This window comes from Christiangramia lutea, from assembly GCF_022489035.1.
In the GTDB taxonomy this organism is placed as follows: Bacteria; Bacteroidota; Bacteroidia; order Flavobacteriales; family Flavobacteriaceae; genus Christiangramia; species Christiangramia lutea.
The window spans coordinates 41,753-57,902 of the sequence record NZ_JAKVTV010000006.1 but is presented as its reverse complement, the minus strand read 5'-3'; the positions used below and the strand labels follow the sequence as shown (position 1 = coordinate 57,902).

17 protein-coding genes are annotated in these 16,150 nt (G+C 38.7%); 9 read left to right on the top strand and 8 right to left on the bottom strand.

The genetic code is table 11. The features are described from left to right. Nucleotides 1–55: 55 nt before the first annotated feature. Nucleotides 56–2,476: a heavy metal translocating P-type ATPase gene (locus tag ML462_RS14915; protein WP_240714631.1), complete on the bottom strand. Its 2,421-nt coding sequence runs from the start codon at nucleotides 2,474–2,476 to the stop codon at nucleotides 56–58. A 200-nt stretch (nucleotides 2,477–2,676) separates the two neighbouring features. Here ML462_RS14915 and ML462_RS14910 point away from each other — a divergent pair, with 200 nt between their 5' ends. The 6 genes from ML462_RS14910 (at nucleotide 2,677) to ML462_RS14885 (ending at nucleotide 7,316) form a co-directional block, all read left to right on the top strand. Next, nucleotides 2,677–3,255: a YceI family protein gene (locus tag ML462_RS14910; protein ID WP_240714630.1), complete on the top strand. Its 579-nt coding sequence runs from the start codon at nucleotides 2,677–2,679 to the stop codon at nucleotides 3,253–3,255. A 23-nt stretch (nucleotides 3,256–3,278) separates the two neighbouring features. Beyond that, nucleotides 3,279–4,547, top strand: coding sequence for a hypothetical protein (locus tag ML462_RS14905; RefSeq protein ID WP_240714629.1), 1,269 nt, complete (start codon nucleotides 3,279–3,281; stop codon nucleotides 4,545–4,547). 92 nt (nucleotides 4,548–4,639) lie between these two features. Beyond that, entirely contained in the window at nucleotides 4,640–5,206 is a 567-nt protein-coding gene (locus ML462_RS14900; protein ID WP_240714628.1) for a YceI family protein, read from the top strand. Between the two features lie 51 nt (nucleotides 5,207–5,257). Beyond that, nucleotides 5,258–6,535 carry an acetyl-CoA hydrolase/transferase family protein gene (locus ML462_RS14895; protein WP_240714627.1) on the top strand — a complete coding sequence of 426 codons (1,278 nt, stop codon included), beginning with the start codon at nucleotides 5,258–5,260 and terminating at the stop codon, nucleotides 6,533–6,535. A gap of 100 nt (nucleotides 6,536–6,635) precedes the next feature. Next, nucleotides 6,636–6,920: a hypothetical protein gene (locus tag ML462_RS14890; protein ID WP_240714626.1), complete on the top strand. Its 285-nt coding sequence runs from the start codon at nucleotides 6,636–6,638 to the stop codon at nucleotides 6,918–6,920. Next, the gene (locus ML462_RS14885; protein WP_240714625.1) at nucleotides 6,921–7,316 is read left to right on the top strand and encodes a group III truncated hemoglobin; all 396 of its coding nucleotides are present in this window, start codon (nucleotides 6,921–6,923) and stop codon (nucleotides 7,314–7,316) included. Between the two features lie 81 nt (nucleotides 7,317–7,397). Here the strand turns inward: ML462_RS14885 and ML462_RS14880 are convergent, their stop codons facing one another. The 4 genes from ML462_RS14880 to ML462_RS14865 all read right to left on the bottom strand — a co-directional run bounded on the left by ML462_RS14880 (nucleotide 7,398) and on the right by ML462_RS14865 (nucleotide 10,792). Further along, a complete protein-coding gene (locus ML462_RS14880) occupies nucleotides 7,398–8,165 on the bottom strand; it encodes a universal stress protein (protein ID WP_240714624.1) in 768 nt (255 codons plus the stop codon). Nucleotides 8,166–8,255: 90 nt separating this feature from the next. Further along, complete coding sequence (locus tag ML462_RS14875; RefSeq protein ID WP_240714623.1) at nucleotides 8,256–9,296, bottom strand: response regulator; 1,041 nt, start codon at nucleotides 9,294–9,296, stop codon at nucleotides 8,256–8,258. Between the two features lie 27 nt (nucleotides 9,297–9,323). Beyond that, nucleotides 9,324–10,574 (bottom strand): PAS domain-containing sensor histidine kinase, encoded by a 1,251-nt coding sequence (locus tag ML462_RS14870; protein WP_240714622.1) that lies wholly within the window; start codon nucleotides 10,572–10,574, stop codon nucleotides 9,324–9,326. 65 nt (nucleotides 10,575–10,639) lie between these two features. Then, nucleotides 10,640–10,792, bottom strand: a complete 153-nt coding sequence (locus ML462_RS14865; protein WP_341481592.1) for a hypothetical protein — start codon at nucleotides 10,790–10,792, stop codon at nucleotides 10,640–10,642. A gap of 222 nt (nucleotides 10,793–11,014) precedes the next feature. On the opposite strand from ML462_RS14865, the gene ML462_RS14860 reads away from it, so the two are divergent. Genes ML462_RS14860 through ML462_RS14850 form a run of 3 tightly spaced genes read left to right on the top strand, consistent with a single transcriptional unit; the run spans nucleotide 11,015 to nucleotide 13,306 of the window. After that, nucleotides 11,015–11,311: an HPF/RaiA family ribosome-associated protein gene (locus ML462_RS14860; RefSeq protein WP_240714620.1), complete on the top strand. Its 297-nt coding sequence runs from the start codon at nucleotides 11,015–11,017 to the stop codon at nucleotides 11,309–11,311. Nucleotides 11,312–11,330: 19 nt separating this feature from the next. Then, the gene (locus ML462_RS14855) at nucleotides 11,331–12,167 is read left to right on the top strand and encodes a universal stress protein (protein WP_240714619.1); all 837 of its coding nucleotides are present in this window, start codon (nucleotides 11,331–11,333) and stop codon (nucleotides 12,165–12,167) included. 50 nt (nucleotides 12,168–12,217) lie between these two features. Then, on the top strand, nucleotides 12,218–13,306 hold the full coding sequence (locus tag ML462_RS14850) for a DUF6544 family protein (RefSeq protein ID WP_240714618.1): 1,089 nt from the start codon (nucleotides 12,218–12,220) through the stop codon (nucleotides 13,304–13,306). Here the strand turns inward: ML462_RS14850 and deoD are convergent. The 3 genes from deoD to hemN are packed head-to-tail and all read right to left on the bottom strand — an operon-like array spanning nucleotide 13,293 to nucleotide 16,057. After that, on the bottom strand, nucleotides 13,293–13,991 hold the full coding sequence (deoD, locus tag ML462_RS14845) for a purine-nucleoside phosphorylase (protein WP_240714617.1): 699 nt from the start codon (nucleotides 13,989–13,991) through the stop codon (nucleotides 13,293–13,295). The genes ML462_RS14850 and deoD overlap by 14 nt on opposite strands. A gap of 12 nt (nucleotides 13,992–14,003) precedes the next feature. Continuing rightward, on the bottom strand, nucleotides 14,004–14,642 hold the full coding sequence (gene deoC / locus ML462_RS14840) for a deoxyribose-phosphate aldolase (RefSeq protein WP_240714616.1): 639 nt from the start codon (nucleotides 14,640–14,642) through the stop codon (nucleotides 14,004–14,006). Between the two features lie 47 nt (nucleotides 14,643–14,689). Further along, nucleotides 14,690–16,057, bottom strand: coding sequence for an oxygen-independent coproporphyrinogen III oxidase (hemN, locus tag ML462_RS14835; protein WP_240714615.1), 1,368 nt, complete (start codon nucleotides 16,055–16,057; stop codon nucleotides 14,690–14,692). Between the last annotated feature and the right edge of the window lie 93 nt (nucleotides 16,058–16,150).

The following is a 16,150-nucleotide window of genomic DNA, read 5'->3' as shown; positions in this document are numbered from 1 at the left end:
ATGTTGATGTAAAAGTATTCTGAGAGCCAGGCCTAAAAAATGACTATTGTCAGCTTTAAGACCTTATTTCATTTTTTGAACTTTTTTTTGAAACAAACTGGGTTGCCAGGGTAGTGAATGCAACGATGCTAATCGAACTTAACGGCATCAGGATAGCAGCCACCACCGGCATCAGGTTTCCTGAAACTGCGAATCCGAGTCCTACAACATTGTAGCAAAGTGACAGCAGGAAACTGATCCTGATGATGGAGATCGATTTTTCTGAAAGCCTAAAAAATTTCCCTAATTCGCTGAACCTTCGAGCATCCAAAATACCATCACAAGCCGGAGAAAAAACATTGATATCCTCAGAGATCACTATTCCAACATCACTTTGAGCAAGGGCTCCGGCATCATTTAATCCGTCCCCTACCATCATCACCTTGCGGTTCTTTTCCTGGAGATCTTTGATAAATTGCAATTTGTTACCTGGTTTCTGATCGAAATACATTTTGGTATCTTTCGGAAGGATCTTCTTTAAACGATCTTTTTCCCCATCGTTATCTCCAGATAAAATAATTAGCTGCTTATTTTCTGAAAGCTCATTTAGCAGGTCTGAAAGTCCTTCACGGTAAGAATTGTGGAAACTAAAGCAACCTTTATACTGGTCATTGCAACTAATAAATACTGATGTTTTCTGTGGGTTTACCTGAGCCCGGGCTTCTGTATTAGTATTTTGAGAATTGGCCACGAAAGCATGAGAACCAATCTTTAGGTTTAGCTCCTTATATGAAGTTTCCAAACCCTTTCCGGTGTGCTCCTTAAAACTTTCCGGAGTAGAAATATTATTCCTATCCAGGATTTTATAAAGCGATCTACTTAAAGGATGGTTGGAAGCACGAAGACTACCTCCAAGTAATTGCTTTTCATCTTCAGTGAGTTCAAGGCCCTCATATTCAATACTGCCATTATCATTTGCAGTAATAGTGCCGGTCTTATCAAAAACCACCGTATCTACCTGGGCCATTTTTTCAATGATATTAGCATCTTTCAGGTATAAATGGTTTCTTCCGAAGATCCTGAGCATATTACCGAGGGTAAAAGGTGCTGCCAGAGCGATCGCACAAGGGCAGGCTATAATCAACACCGCTGTAAAAACATTCCAGGCTTTGGATGAATCATAGAACATCCAGAAAATTGCTGCAAGAATGGCTATACCTAAAACCGCATAGGTAAATCTCCTGCTTATCTGGTTGGTAAGGTTGTGAAATTGTGAATTTTTATCCTTGCTAAAGACCTCATCACTCCACAACTCGGTAAGGTAACTTTGCTGTACCGATCTTAAAGCTTCCAGTTCGATGATACCTCCCTGTTGCCTGCCACCGGCAAATACCTTATCTCCCATTTTTTTTGAAACCGGTTGAGCCTCCCCCGTTACGAAACTATAATCGATACTGGCATCTCCCTTAATGAGAATGGCATCCATCGGGATCAATTCTTCATTACGAATAATGATATGATCTCCTTTTTTTATGTTAAAGACCTGAACCTGTTCCTCTTTTGTCTGTCCATTTTCCATCGAAATTCGGGTTACAGCTATAGGGAAATAGGATTTATAATCCCTTTCAAAAGACAGGAAGGAATAAGTCTTCTGCTGAAAAAATTTACCCAGCAACAGGAAAAATACGAGGCCGCTAAGGCTATCAAAAAATCCTGTCCCCAGATCAAGGACAATCTCTGCAGTACTTCTTAAAAATAGCACAGTAATTCCTAATGCGATAGGAACATCAATATTCAGCAATCCAGATCTTAGTCCCTTGAAGGCTGAAATGAAATAATCCTTGCCAGAATAAAAAACTACCGGTAGCGAAAAGGCAAACATTAGCCAACGGAACAAATGCTTGAACTTTTCCAGCCAGAATTCGTTCATCTCAAAATATTCCGGAAAAGAAAGGAACATGATATTCCCAAAAGCAAAACCGGCTACACCAAGTTTATAGATAAGGCTTCGGTCTACACTAGTCTCCTTTTCCTCGTAATTTTCCAGGGAGATATTTGGTTCATACCCTATCCTGGCGAGCATTACTACCAGCTCCTTAAGGCTTAATTCTTCCGAAGAAAAACTTATCCTGATCTTTTTCCGTGGAAAATCTACCTGTGAACTTTTTACCCCTTTATGAAGCCTGCCCAAGTTTTCAAGAATCCAGATACAGGAACTACAATGAATGGAAGGTATAGTGAAGGAGGCTATCTGTGTTCCTTCATGATCGAACTCCAGAAGTTTCTCTGCAATTTCAGAATTATCCAGGTAACTGAACTTGCCTTCGCTCAGTTTTGGGGAGGTTCCGGGAGAGCTTTGCAGGTCATAATAATAAGAGAGATCATTGGAATTAAGGATCTCGTAAACAGTCTTACAACCAGAACAACAAAAAGACTTTTCGTCAAAATTTATTAGCTCTTCCTGGCAGTCTTCGCCGCAATGAAAGCATGATTCCATAACCCTGAATAAATATTAAGAAGCAAAGCTGTGAAATTGAAATTGGTAAAAATATGACGCTTATCAGGGATTGCATTTTTTCCAAACTATAACGTTTTCGGCATGTAAGCGGGATTCAAAATTTACCAAAAGCTGATTTTCATCATTATCTAACAAGTACTCCTACCGCAACTTTGTAATGAAATTAAAAATCAATCGATATGAAACCTTACAGCAATTATAGGATTTTGATAGTAGCCTTGCTCTTAAGCTTCGGGGTAAATGCACAATCCTACAAACTGAATAATGAAGCTTCCAGTTTATTAATAGATGGTACTTCCAATATTCATGACTGGACCATTGAAGCAGAAAATACCGGCGGTAATCTTACTGCGGATTTCAATGCAAGCGAATTAGAGAACATAAGTAAACTGGAGTTTACAGTAGTTGCGGAAAGTTTGATGAGCGGGAAAAGCGGAATGGACAAGAACACCTATAAAGCCCTGAACACAGATAAGCATAAGGAGATCACCTATAAGCTGAAAGACGTGAAAGGCATCGATAAGGTTTCTCCAGGTACATTTAAAGTAAAAACAACAGGAAGCCTGGAGATTGCTGGAACAACAAAGGACATCAATCTTGATTTCAATTTGAAATCAGGTTCAGACCAGATTGTTCTAACAGGGGAATATAAACTGAATATGACAAATTACGGGGTGGAAGCTCCAACCGCTATGTTCGGAACGATTAAAACCGGTGAAGACGTCGTCATCAAATTCGAATCTCATTTTAAAAAATAAAATCAACCTTAAACTAAATAAAAATGAAAACTATAACTCAATTTTTCGGAATAGCGATAATGATCCTGATGGCCCTCCCAACGATGGCACAAAATCAGAGAGATCTTGACAACTTCAGATATCGTGATCAAAGAGGTGTTAACCAGTTTGAAGCTCCTAAGGACACAGTATCTACTTTCGACGGACTTCATGTAAGAGTTGGAGGTGCTTCAACCATACAATTCCAGTCGTTGAGCCAGGAAAACGACGGCCCGGTAGAACTTGTGGATCTTGGTGGAAACTTCAACCTGGCAACAGCAAACCTTGACCTTGACGTTGCCCTTTATGATGGTGTTAGAATGCACCTTAGAACCTATCTTTCTTCTCAACACCACAATGAAGCCTATGTAAAAGGTGGTTATATCCAAATAGATAAACTGGATTTTATTAGTGAAGGTTTTGCAGAAGGTCTTATGGATCATATGAGAATCAAGATTGGTCATATGGAAAATAACTATGGTGACGGGCACTTTAGGAGAACCGATAACGCACAATCTATTTACAACCCATTTGTTGGTAACTATGTTATGGATGCTTTTACAACTGAAGTTGGAGCCGAGGTGTATTACTTTGGTGGTCCCTGGTTGGCAATGGCAGGTTTCACTAATGGAAAGCTGAACCAGAACGTTTCAGATAAAGATCAAACCAGCCCTTCATTCCTTGCCAAGTTTGGATATGACAATAGTTTTTCTGAAAAAACAAGGTTCCGTTTAACCGGTTCTGTGTATCACAGTGCTCATAACGATGCCAGGGGAGTTTATCTTTACAGGGGTGACCGTGCTGGATCACGTTATTACGAAGTGATTAGCGATGTTGAAGGTGGTGGAGACGGATTTAGAGGAGGTATGGTTGTTCCTGACTTCCGAAATAAAATGACCTCTTTTATGATCAACCCATTTGTAAAGTTTGGCGGCCTGGAGTTCTTTGGAATCATTGAAACTACTTCTGGAAAGGATAGTGGTGAATCTGATACAAGAACCTATAACCAGTTTTCCGGAGAGCTTCTGTACAGATTTGGAAAATATGAAGACTTCCATTTAGGTGCACGTTATAATACCGTAAGTGGAGAACTTAAGTCTGGAGAAGATATCGATGTAGATAGATTCCAACTTGCAGCAGGATGGTATATGACCAAGAACATCCTGATGAAATTAGAATATGTAACTCAAAACTACGACGGATATCCGCCGACAAGCTACCAGCACGAGGCTAAATTTGACGGACTCATGGTAGAAGCTGCCATTAGCTTCTAAATTGGAATAGCAATTTCGGGTAGCCTTCTTAAATTTAGTTTTAAGGTTCGCTACCCGAAATAATTTTAAGGTAATCGTAAAAATTCACCATCGTGAAAAAGCTATTTTTAATCGGTTTACTTCTAGGGGGATTTATTGTAAACGCCCAGGCAGACCTTAAAAGAGTAGACATTAAGATACTTCCTGAAAGTGAACTGATCATTGCCGGAAGTACCAATGTGAATAAGTTCGATTGTAAGTTCAATATGAACCTGATAAGCGACACACGTGAGGTAAAGTTTATCAGGGAAAATAAATATCTCACCTTTCAGGACCTGTTGCTTCAATTTGAAACCACGGGTTTCGATTGCGGCCATAAAAGAATGAATTCAGATTTCCAGGATCTTTTAATGTGTGATATATATCCAGTAATAGAGATACAAATAGACCGGGTAGAAACATTTCCGGGGGAATATAACAAGGCATTTATCACCGTTAAACTGGCCGGAAAAACTAATAAATATGATCTGCCGGTTAAGGTAGACCAGGAATATTTCAGCGGGAAATTTGCCATGAACATTCGGGATTTTGGTTTGGAACCCCCAAAAAAAGCCCTTGGTCTTATTAAAGTTGATGAAGAAATTGAAGTCCTGTTCGATTTAAAATTATCCCTGGAATAATATTTTGTTTTCATTAAATTATAAACGGAAACATTTAAGAATTTAAATGCTATGAAAAATTTTCAAGTTGTTTCAGCTCATGAAGCTGTAAGTATAGTAAAGTCTAACCAAAGAGTTTTTATCCAGGGAGCAGCCATGACCCCTAATGTCCTTATTGACGCTTTATGTGAAAGACATAGGGAACTGAAGAATGTAGAGTTCATCCAGATCCATACAGAAGGAAAAGCGCTTTATACACAACCTCCTTACCAGGATTCCTTCAGAACAAATAGTTGTTTTGTTGGAAAGAACGTAAGAGGGGCAGTAAATTCAGATTATGGAGCTTATATCCCTATATTTCTTAGTGATATTCATTTACTTTTCAGAAGGAATATTTTACCTCTAGACTGTGCATTTATCCAGGTATCTCCTCCAGACAAGCACGGATATTGTTCTTTGGGTGTTTCCGTAGATATCACCATTCCCGCGATCCAGAATGCTAAAAAAGTGATCGCCCAGGTAAACCCGCAGGTTCCCAGAACGCATGGTGATGGTGTTATCCATATTAGCAATATAGATGCGGCGATAGAAGTGGATATGCCTATACACTCCACTCTGCATGGTGAACCCACCGATATTGAAAAGCGAATTGGAAAGCATGTAGCCGAACTGGTGGAAGATGGAGCTACCCTGCAAATGGGAATTGGGGGAATTCCGAATGTTGTTCTAAGTAACCTCATGAATCATAAAAGGTTGGGTATTCATACAGAAATGTTTTCAGATGGTATTCTTCCCCTGGTTGAAAAAGGTATTATCACAGGAGAAGAAAAAGAGGTAAAAACCGGGAAACTAGTGACCTGTTTTGCCGTTGGATCTCCCAAACTGTACGATTATGTAGACGATAATCCACTGGTTCATTTCAAGGAAGCAGCATACACCAATGATACCGCGATCATCAGGAAAAACCCTAAGGTAACAGCCATAAATTCTGCAATTGAAATAGATCTCACCGGCCAGGTATGTGCAGATACTATTGGTAAGATCCAGTATTCAGGGGTTGGAGGGCAAATGGATTTTATAAGGGGGGCTACTCTTTCTGAAGGCGGTAAGGCGATCATCGCCATGCCTTCTGTCACCAAAAATGGTATTTCCAAGATAGTTCCATACCTGAAAACAGGTGCTGGAGTTACCACTACAAGGGCACACGTTCATTATATCGCAACAGAATACGGGGTAGTAAACCTATTTGGAAAAAACTTAAAACAGCGTGCAGAGGCTTTAATTTCTATCGCTCATCCAGATCACCGGGAAGAACTTTCCAGGCAGGCTTTTGAACGTTTGAATGCCTAGAATTATATTTTTTTCTGAATTCGCTGAAAGCTGAGATTCATCATATTTAATGAAGTATAACTGGTCTATTTTTGACCCTATAATCATAAAACAAAAAGCGATGAATATTTACCAAAAACAACTTTCAGAATTTACACGTGATTATTATGCCGGAGCCTCTACAGGAATACTTGTTTCCAGCTGTATGGGTGCAATCGCTGCTATGCTGATATTGATGAACGGTCATGGTCTTTCAGAAATGATACAACTTGGTCTTATTGTAGTTGTTTGTATGTGGTTCAACGCCTCTGTACTCGCACAATTAAAATCTAAATTTGTATTCAACTCTTTGATCATCAGTTTACTTGCAAGCAGTATTTTTATCCTGATCAATATACTTTCTTAAATGAAAGAAGATCTTAAGGATAGGGCCGATTTAAAACGACTGGTAATAAATTTTTATACTAAAGTCCGGAAGGACAAAGAAATAGGTTACTTTTTCAATAACAGTATTAAGAACTGGGAGCAACATTTTGAAAAGCTCACCGATTTTTGGGAAAGTAACCTGTTTTTTACCGGTAGTTTTAAAGGAAATCCTGCTCTAGCTCATATTAAAGTAGATAGTGACCATGACAATAGTATTTCCGAATATCACTTCGGAATCTGGCTAAACCTCTGGTTCCAATCCATAGACGAACTATATTCAGGAGAATTAGCCGAGAGGCTAAAGCAGAATGCCCGCAAAATGTCTACTCACCTCTTCCTGAGAATTTACCAGTCCCGCCAGGCGAAGAAAATCTGAATATAAAAGTTGAAATTGAATTAGATACAGCCGGATTCCCGGCTTTTTTTATTGGTCTAGATCCAATCTTGAAATTGGCTATTATCCATGATAGACAAAAATGGGGATATTGATATCCATTTTTACAGAAAACCCATATTGTGTGTGCAGTAACCTGTCACAAATACTAAGATTTTTACCGGCCACAAAAATGATATCGAACTCTTTCTGCAATTCCATGAAAAGTTTCTTAGTAAAAGGTACCGGGGTTTTAATGGGTTCATCTGAATGAGATAAACCAGAATATTCAATATCACCATCCTTTATTTCCAGGAAAGTAAAATCGAGAGGTTCTAGGTAATGCAGATCATTAGCGATCCCACTCTGGGCATTTGTAGAAAGGATCTCTGGATCTACCGGAAATACCGCTTTCTTAGGATCTTTATAGGTACAGCCGGCCGGAACTGCTATTATATTGCATTTTATCTTCCTAACCACCTCATAAGCATGATTTCCTAAAATTGGATGATCATGTTTCTCACGGCTTACCGCACCAATAAAGATGAGATCGATCTTCTTTTCTACCAGGGCTTTTCTAACAGCACTAATAAGACTTTCCGAAGAAAGTATCGTATTGAATTTATGTTGTTTATTCCTGGTATACGCTTTAAGTTCTTTTGTATCCTGCTGTAATTCATCCAGGGTAGACACAAGTTCATTCTCAAGTTTATCACCGGCAGACCTGCTGAAATTGAAATTATGGATATTCAGCAGGAAAAAGTTCGCCTGTTTTTTCTGAAGAAAATCAACGGCGTACCTTCCAGCATTATCTGATGTTTCTAAGAAATCGGTTAGGATTAAGACGTTCATGGATCATCACTTAATAAAGCGAAATTAGGTGAAGTCTACATTGCAAAAAATGATAAAAATCAGTTCTTAATAATTAACCGAGAAAGCAGGTTATTTAATGTTTTTCAGGGCTTCAGAATCCATTAATTTAATGTTACGGCCTTCGATCTCAATAAGTCCTTCTTTTTTGAATTCAGAAAGGGTTCTTATGAGACTCTCTGGCGCCATCCCAGCTACCCCGGCAAGATCGGCCCTGGATATACGTATGCTTTTTAAGGGATGTTTTTCAATTCTTTCAGCAAAAAGCAGTATGGTATTTGCGGTCTTCCTTCTTACAGAACCATATGCCATATTCATGAGTTGTTGTTTCAATTCAGAAAGGTTATGATTAAGAACTTCAACCAATTGCATGGTAATCTTCGGATTTCCCTCCAGGATCTTATGAAATTCCTCCCTGGAAACCGCATACAATTGGGTATCTTCCATGGCCGTAGCATAATCTTCGTAAGATGAATGCAGGTCGTTGACGTGATTTCCGAAAAAGTCATCCTCTTTATAAAGCTCGGTGATAAGTTCTTTCCCCTGGTTGTCCATCCGGTGAGCCTTTACCACTCCTCTTTTCACAAGATAAAAGTAATTTGCATGCTTATCTTTTTCATAAATAATCTCTCCTTTTTTGAAATATTGAAGCTCCTGTCTGGAAAAAATTTCCCTGAGATCATCCAGATCTTTCAACGGTTCTTCCTTAGGTGGAAATTCCTCTTTTCTGTTAGAATTAAGAATGGCCATTTTTGCCAGCCTGCTTTCAATGGCGCTTAATAATTCATCTTCTTCAAATGGTTTGGTGAGATAATCATCTGCTCCCAGGTCCATTCCTTTTCTTATGTCCTTATGTTCGGTTTTAGCCGAAAGAAATATAAAAGGGATATTCAGTGTCTTTGGATTTTTACTCAGGGCTTCCAGAACTCCATACCCGTCAACTTCCGGCATCATAATATCACAAATAATAATATCTGGCACTTCCTCTTCAGCCTTTTCGATACCTTTCTTTCCATTTGGTGCGGTAACTACGTCATAATTGGAAAGCTCCAGAAGTTCAGCGGTATTCTCCCTTACGGTTACATCATCCTCAATTAGCAATAATTTCTTCATATGGCTGTTTAAAATTATTTCTGATTTTTAAGATTTATCCATGGGCACCTTTACACTGAAGGTGGTTCCCCGGTTTTCTATACTTTTAAATTCTATAGTTCCACCCAGATTTTCAAGGTGGGTTTTGGCGATATTAAGCCCAATTCCTGTACCCTCATCGAGCAAAGCATTTTCTGCCCTGAAATACCGCTCAAAAATATGCTTCTGATCTTTTTCTGGTATTCCCCTACCCTGATCCTCGATCTCAAATATGATAAACTCACCATTAAAATCTACTTTGAACTTGATCAAGGTATCCTCTGGTGAATATTTTATCGCATTACCAAGTAAATTAGACAGAATAAGCTCCAAAATCTTTTCATCCATAAAAAGCTCTACATCCTCTAACTCCCTGGGATATGAAATCTCCTGGCCATCCTTTAAAGTGACATTCGCATTGTAGATCACTTCGTTGATAAGTCTTTTAAGACCGAATTTTGAAAACCTGTATTGTCCTCTCCCGCTATCCAGTCTTTCAATTGAAAGAAAATCGTTCAGAATGCTATTAAGGTAATGCACCTTATTCTTTATAGTATTCAAATGTTTTTCCCGCTTCTCCTGTTGCTCTTCCCTGGTATATTTCACCGCCAGGGTTGCTGAAGTGAGGATGCCACTTAACGGAGTCTTGAACTCATGGGAAACAAGTGAAAGGAATTTTGTTTTGAGCTCATTCAACTCTTTTTCCTTCTGGAGGGCATCCTTAATTTTTTTCTCAGCCTTTTCTCTTCTTTTTATCTCCTGCTCCAGGTCAAGGTTTAAATTTTTAAGGTCTTCCACACTATCGCTTAGTTCCTGTGTCCTTATCTTAATTTTTTCCTCAAGCTGAGTATTTAGCTCTCTAATTTGACGTTGACTTTCTTTCCTTACGGTAATATCTATCACGAGAGACATCACAAAACGCTCTCCATTTACCTCAAAAGGATTTAACCCGGCTTCAACTGGAAATAAGGAGCCATCTTTCTTAAGTCCGTAAAGATCCCTGCCGTGCCCCATCTGCCTTTTTTCACTGTCTTCGATGAACTTATCTACATGCTGCTGATGTTTGTGATGGTATTTCTTAGGTATTAAAAGATCGAGGTGCTGATTGTGAAGTTCCCCATGTTCGTATCCAAACATTTCTTCTGCTGCATGATTGGCTGCGACCACAATTTGCCCTGAATTCACTACTATTATTCCTTCTGATGCACCTTGAAATAATAAATTGAAGACGTTTTTATTATCTAGAAAGTTTTCCTGCAATTTAGATTTTGTTTAACGCCATTAAAGGTAAAATGTTTTTGATAAAAAACCTGAAAACATTAAAATTACTCTTCTCTCCTTACAGGTCTGTCCTCATATCCATCCTTGAAGGTCTTATTTGTAGTATAATTATCGGTAAGAACTTTGTAAACAGTAAAGACTAACATCATCTGCCCAAAACACATTAGATAAAAAAGAATTCCAAAGGAAAAGTTCATTGAAGCTAAAATAGTAAGCAACACAAGTATAAAAGTTGTTATTATTAATAGGGTAAGTCCTGAAATATTCATCTTTTCTTTCTAATTTACAGATTATTAGGCCAAACCAATCATAAAAGTTTTCTAAAAAAGGAAGGAAAATATCCTTTGAATGCTGACTCCGGTCATATTTTTTAAGGACACTGAATCATAGCTTTGAACAGTAACCAAATATCAATAGTTATGTTCAACCAGATTCAATATATCAAGATCCCTCAAAGTGAAACGTTAAATAGTTACACTAAAAATAAGCTGGATAAATTGCTTAAGAGGTTTGAAATGATACAGAAGATAAGAGTGAATTTCAAGCTTGAAAATTCAACTCCGAAGAAAGGTAAAGTTTGTGAAATAGAATGCTCTGTCCCTGGAGGAAAATATCGTGCTGAGGCTACCATGGAGCATTTCGAAAATTCAGCAAAACTTGCGTTTGAACTAATTAGCAGGCAGCTTGCAAAAAAGAAGGCATTGTTAAGTGCTTAAAAATTAAAAAACAAATATCATGAAAACTATTCTTGTACCCGTAGATTTTTCAAGTCATTCTGAATATGCCCTTGAAGTAGCAGCCAGCCTTGCCAGGAAACAAAATGCTAAGATCATTGTTCTTCATATGATGGGAATGCACGATTCTTATCTCACCAAGGATGAAAAACAGGAGGTTTTTAATGCTATATATTTTATGAAGTTAGCCAAGCAAAAATTCGAAGAACTACTTAATAAGGATTTTCTCAAGGGAATCGAAGTGACCGAAGTCGTTAAAACTCATAAAGTATTTTCAGAGATCAACGAAGTTGCCAGGGAGTATGAAGTCGACCTTATAGTTATGGGGTCTCACGGCACCACGGGAATGAAGGAAGTCTTTGTAGGTTCTAATACAGAAAAAGTAGTTAGAACTTCAGACGTCCCTGTTCTGGTAATAAAAGAACATATTACAGATTTTAAAATCGATAAGGCAGTGTTCGTAACCGATTTCAATATTGAAACCTTGAAATCCTTTATAAGCGCTCGAAATTTCTTCAGGGTGTTCAATGTAGAACCTCAGATATTATTCATAAATATTCCTGAGAAATTTATGAGCACCAGTGAAATGGAATTAAAAGCCTATAATTTCCTGATCGACGCAGGAATGGACAACAAAGAATTTAAAGATAGAATAACCTTCTATGATGATTATACTACCGAAAGAGGAATCTATAATTTCTGTAATGAAGCCCAGATAGATGCTATCGCCATTCCAACCCATGGTCGCAAAGGTCTTGGCCATTTCTTCTTTGGCAGTATTGGTGAAAACGTTGCCAACCATGCTAATGTTCCCGTGATCACTTTTAAAATGTCCTAAATCCCCGTGAATAGGGAGGTTTTTAAAAGGGATCATTAATAGGTTCCGTTATGAGAGTTCTGTTCGCAATATTGCTCATTATTCATATGCTGATCCATATTTTAGGATTTGCGTGGTCCCGTTTGTATGCTTCTGAATTTGCCCAGGTTCCGGCAACTCAAAGTCTTTTATGGTTCCTGGCCACAGTATTAATATCTGTTACAACAATTCTATTCATAAGAAAAAAACCAACCTGGGTCCTTCTCGCGATCCCTGCCTTGATCACTTCACAGCTACTCATTTACCTTAACTGGGATGCTGCCAAATATGGAAGCATCCTGAATCTTATCATTCTTCTTGTCATCATCATTTCTATTGCCGGATGGAAATTTGAGAAGAGCTTCAAAAAAGATAAAATCGATGCCATTATAGCTAATTCGGTTTCAGGAAAAATAATTTCTGAAGCAGATATTGCCATGCTTCCCCTTCCGGTAAAGAAATATCTAAAGTATTCCGGCTTCCTGGATAAACCGGAAATTGAAAATTTCGAGATACGTTTTTCAGGGCAAATGCGTGAAAAAAATAAAAACTGGTTCAGCTTTACCACCGAACAATTAAATACTATAGATCCTCCGGGCAGGTATTTTTTTATGAAGGCAAATTATAAAGGTGTTTCTACCCAGGGTTACCACAAATATGATGGGAAAACTGCCCGAATGTTGATTAAGCCCTTATCAATTTTTAAGGTGATAGATATAAGCTCAAGGAAATTACTGAAATCTGAAATGGTTACCTATCTCAATGATGTTTGCATATTTGCTCCCGGAGCCTTAATCAATGATAAATTCAGCTTTGAAAATATGGGTAATCATACGGTCAAGGTGACCTATACCTACGCCGAAATATCGATTTCAGCGGTCATGGAGTTTGGGGAAGAAGGTCAGCTAATCAATTTCTTTTCTAACGACAGGTACGATCTGGGTGAAAAGAAAAAGTTCCTGTTCTCAACCCCGGTTGGAGGCTATAAATCATTTAACGGATATAATTTACCCAGCTACGGAGAAACTATCTGGCATTATCCTGATGCAGACTTTGTTTACGGAAAGTTTAATGCTCTTGAGGTGAATTTCAATATAGACCGAAAGATCAATAACAGTTAAGAGCGATCTCGACCATTTCATTCATTTTCTTTTCACGCTTTTCAGGAGAGATCTCTTCCCCACTAACCAGTGAATCCGAAATAGTTAGAATGGAAAATGCCTTCACTCCGTTTTTAGCGGCCAGGGTGTATAACCCGGCTGTTTCCATTTCAGCACAAAGGGTTCCGTGAGAAGCCCATTTTTTATAATAATCGGGGTCGTCATCATAAAAAATATCTGATGTAAGAACATTCCCTGCCCTGAAATTGATCCTGTTCTCGCGGGCATAATCCACAGCTCTCATCAAAAGATCAAAATTCGCGGTTGGAGCATAATCTGCATCGCCAAAAACTCCTTTGTTCAACGCTGAATTGGTGGAAGCCGACATGGCAAAAACCAGGTCCATTAATTTTAGATCTGGCTGAAATGCGCCCGCACTTCCTACTCTTATTAGGTTTTTCACCCCATATTCGCTGATAAGTTCATGGCAATAGATCATGGTTGAAGGTACGCCCATTCCCGTTCCCTGCACAGAAACTTTCCTGCCTTTATAGCTTCCTGTAAAACCCAACATCCCCCGAATATTATTATAACAAACCGGGTGCTGAAGAAAAGTTTCAGCGATCCACCTGGCACGTAAAGGATCCCCTGGTAATAAAACGGTTTCTGCTATCTGGTCTTTTTCGGCTTCTATATGTAGGCTCATCTGTTCAAAATTTTATGAAATAATCTTTATCCCGGAAGAAGTTCCTATTCTCTCAACTCCTAGAGAAATATACTTCCTGACGGTCTCAGCATCCCTTATCCCACCAGAAGCTTTGATCTTAACCTTATCTCCAACTACTTTTTTCATGATCTTGACGTCATTAAGACTGGCTCCACGACTCCCGAAACCAGTAGAGGTTTTCACAAAATCTGCTCCCGCATTCATGCTTAGCCTGCTGGCGATTTCTATTTCCTCATCTGAAAGATAACAGGTTTCTATGATCACTTTTAATATGTTATCACCAATCTCTTTTTTTATTGCCTCGATCTCTGCCTGAACAGCTTCAAAATTCTTATCCTTAAAAAGGCCAATATTCATCACCATATCGATTTCATCTGCACCATCACGAACTGCTGTACCAGCCTCAATTATTTTGGATTCTGTAGAAGAGCCTCCCAGGGGAAAACCAATAGTTGCCGCAAGTTTGACTTCAGAATTAGAAAAAACTTTTTTGGCATATTTCACCCGACTGCTATTCACGCAAACTGCATAAAATTTATACTTCACGGCTTCGTGACAAAGTTTTTCTATTTCAGCAGCTGAGGCACCGGCAGCAAGGAGTGTGTGGTCTATATACTGGTTTAAATCCATTATAAATCTATTTTTAAACAGATCAATTTACAATTTCTCCGGTCAATTTAAACGGTCATGGAGAACAATTGGGTTTCTGGTTTTTTTCTCTGCAAACGAAGGTCGAATGCCATACAAACATTACGAACAAATGACTGGCCCTTATCTGTAATTCTAATAAAATTCGAATCCAGCTCTACAAGCTTATCTTTCTTCATTTCTTCCAGCTTATGCAATACAGAGGGTAGTTCTTCGAAATACTCGTTTAAGCTGAACCACTGGGTTTTGAATTTACACATAAGGTTCAAAATATGTTTTCTTATCGCCAGGTCTTCCTGGGTTAAGATATGTCCTCTGAAAACCGGGAAAATTCCCTTTTGAATTAGATCCTGATACTCTTCCACACCCTTTACATTCTGGGCAAAGCCATACCAGCTATCTCCAATTGAAGATACACCTAAGCCTATCATGGCCTTTGTTTTTGAAGAAGTATAGCCCATAAAGTTTCGGTGTAAGGTGTTCTGTTCCATCGCCTTGAACAAAGAATCTGTTTTCAGGGCGAAATGATCCATGCCAATTTCTGTATATCCGGCCTCTAGTAACATCCTTTTACCAGTTTCATATTGATCGCGTTTCTCCTTTGCTCCGGGAAGGTCTTCCTCCCTAAATCCGCGCTGACCATTCCCCTTGATCCACGGAACATGGGCATAACTATAAAACGCGATCCTGTCTGGACGCAATTCAATGGTCTTATTGATGGTATAAACTATATTTTCCTTTGTTTGAAATGGCAGACCGAAGATCACGTCATGCCCCACAGATTTAAATCCTGCAGACCTTGCCATTTCTGTTGCCAGTTTCACTTTTTCAAACGGTTGAACTCTATGAATAGCCTTCTGCACATTTTCATTATAATCCTGAACTCCGTAGCTTACTCTTTTAAAGCCTAGATCAGATAAGGTTTCGAGGTGTTCATTACTCGTATTATTGGGGTGTCCTTCAAAACTCAATTCAACCTCAGGTGATCTATTTGCAGTTTTAAAAATACCTTCGATCAGGAAGCGAAGATTTTCTGAGGAAAAGAAAGTAGGTGTTCCGCCTCCCAGATGCAACTCTTTAATCACAGGAGTTTCTCCGAATAATTCACGATACATATCCCATTCCTTCAAAACCGATTCAATATATGGAAGTTCCACCCCGTGATTTCTGGTGATCCTCTTATTACAACCACAAAAAGTACACATGCTTTCACAAAACGGAAGGTGAATATAAAGGCTTATTCCTTCCGTAGAATTACTCTCAAGAAAACTCTTTTTTAGTGAACTTTTCCAGCCTTTCAACGAGAATGTCCTGTTTTCCCAATATGGCACGGTGGGATAACTGGTGTATCTTGGGCCCGGAATATTATACTTTTCAATCAATGCAGATGGCAACATATTTTTAAATTTTAAGCCAAAAATAAACTGGTGAAAGTGAAGTAAAAATGACCATTATCAGGTTAGTTTGTAATCCAGGAAAATGGACGAATA

What these genes read in the sequence shown, in the direction of transcription:
- ML462_RS14915 (WP_240714631.1), bottom strand. Translation starts at nt 2,476, where the DNA reads ATGGAATCATGCTTTCATTGCGGCGAAGACTGCCAGGAAGAGCTAATA.
- ML462_RS14910 (WP_240714630.1), top strand. Translation starts at nt 2,677, where the DNA reads ATGAAACCTTACAGCAATTATAGGATTTTGATAGTAGCCTTGCTCTTA.
- ML462_RS14905 (WP_240714629.1), top strand. Translation starts at nt 3,279, where the DNA reads ATGAAAACTATAACTCAATTTTTCGGAATAGCGATAATGATCCTGATG.
- ML462_RS14895 (WP_240714627.1), top strand. Translation starts at nt 5,258, where the DNA reads ATGAAAAATTTTCAAGTTGTTTCAGCTCATGAAGCTGTAAGTATAGTA.
- ML462_RS14890 (WP_240714626.1), top strand. Translation starts at nt 6,636, where the DNA reads ATGAATATTTACCAAAAACAACTTTCAGAATTTACACGTGATTATTAT.
- ML462_RS14885 (WP_240714625.1), top strand. Translation starts at nt 6,921, where the DNA reads ATGAAAGAAGATCTTAAGGATAGGGCCGATTTAAAACGACTGGTAATA.
- ML462_RS14880 (WP_240714624.1), bottom strand. Translation starts at nt 8,165, where the DNA reads ATGAACGTCTTAATCCTAACCGATTTCTTAGAAACATCAGATAATGCT.
- ML462_RS14875 (WP_240714623.1), bottom strand. Translation starts at nt 9,296, where the DNA reads ATGAAGAAATTATTGCTAATTGAGGATGATGTAACCGTAAGGGAGAAT.
- ML462_RS14865 (WP_341481592.1), bottom strand. Translation starts at nt 10,792, where the DNA reads ATGAACTTTTCCTTTGGAATTCTTTTTTATCTAATGTGTTTTGGGCAG.
- ML462_RS14860 (WP_240714620.1), top strand. Translation starts at nt 11,015, where the DNA reads ATGTTCAACCAGATTCAATATATCAAGATCCCTCAAAGTGAAACGTTA.
- ML462_RS14855 (WP_240714619.1), top strand. Translation starts at nt 11,331, where the DNA reads ATGAAAACTATTCTTGTACCCGTAGATTTTTCAAGTCATTCTGAATAT.
- ML462_RS14850 (WP_240714618.1), top strand. Translation starts at nt 12,218, where the DNA reads ATGAGAGTTCTGTTCGCAATATTGCTCATTATTCATATGCTGATCCAT.
- deoD (WP_240714617.1), bottom strand. Translation starts at nt 13,991, where the DNA reads ATGAGCCTACATATAGAAGCCGAAAAAGACCAGATAGCAGAAACCGTT.
- deoC (WP_240714616.1), bottom strand. Translation starts at nt 14,642, where the DNA reads ATGGATTTAAACCAGTATATAGACCACACACTCCTTGCTGCCGGTGCC.
- hemN (WP_240714615.1), bottom strand. Translation starts at nt 16,057, where the DNA reads ATGTTGCCATCTGCATTGATTGAAAAGTATAATATTCCGGGCCCAAGA.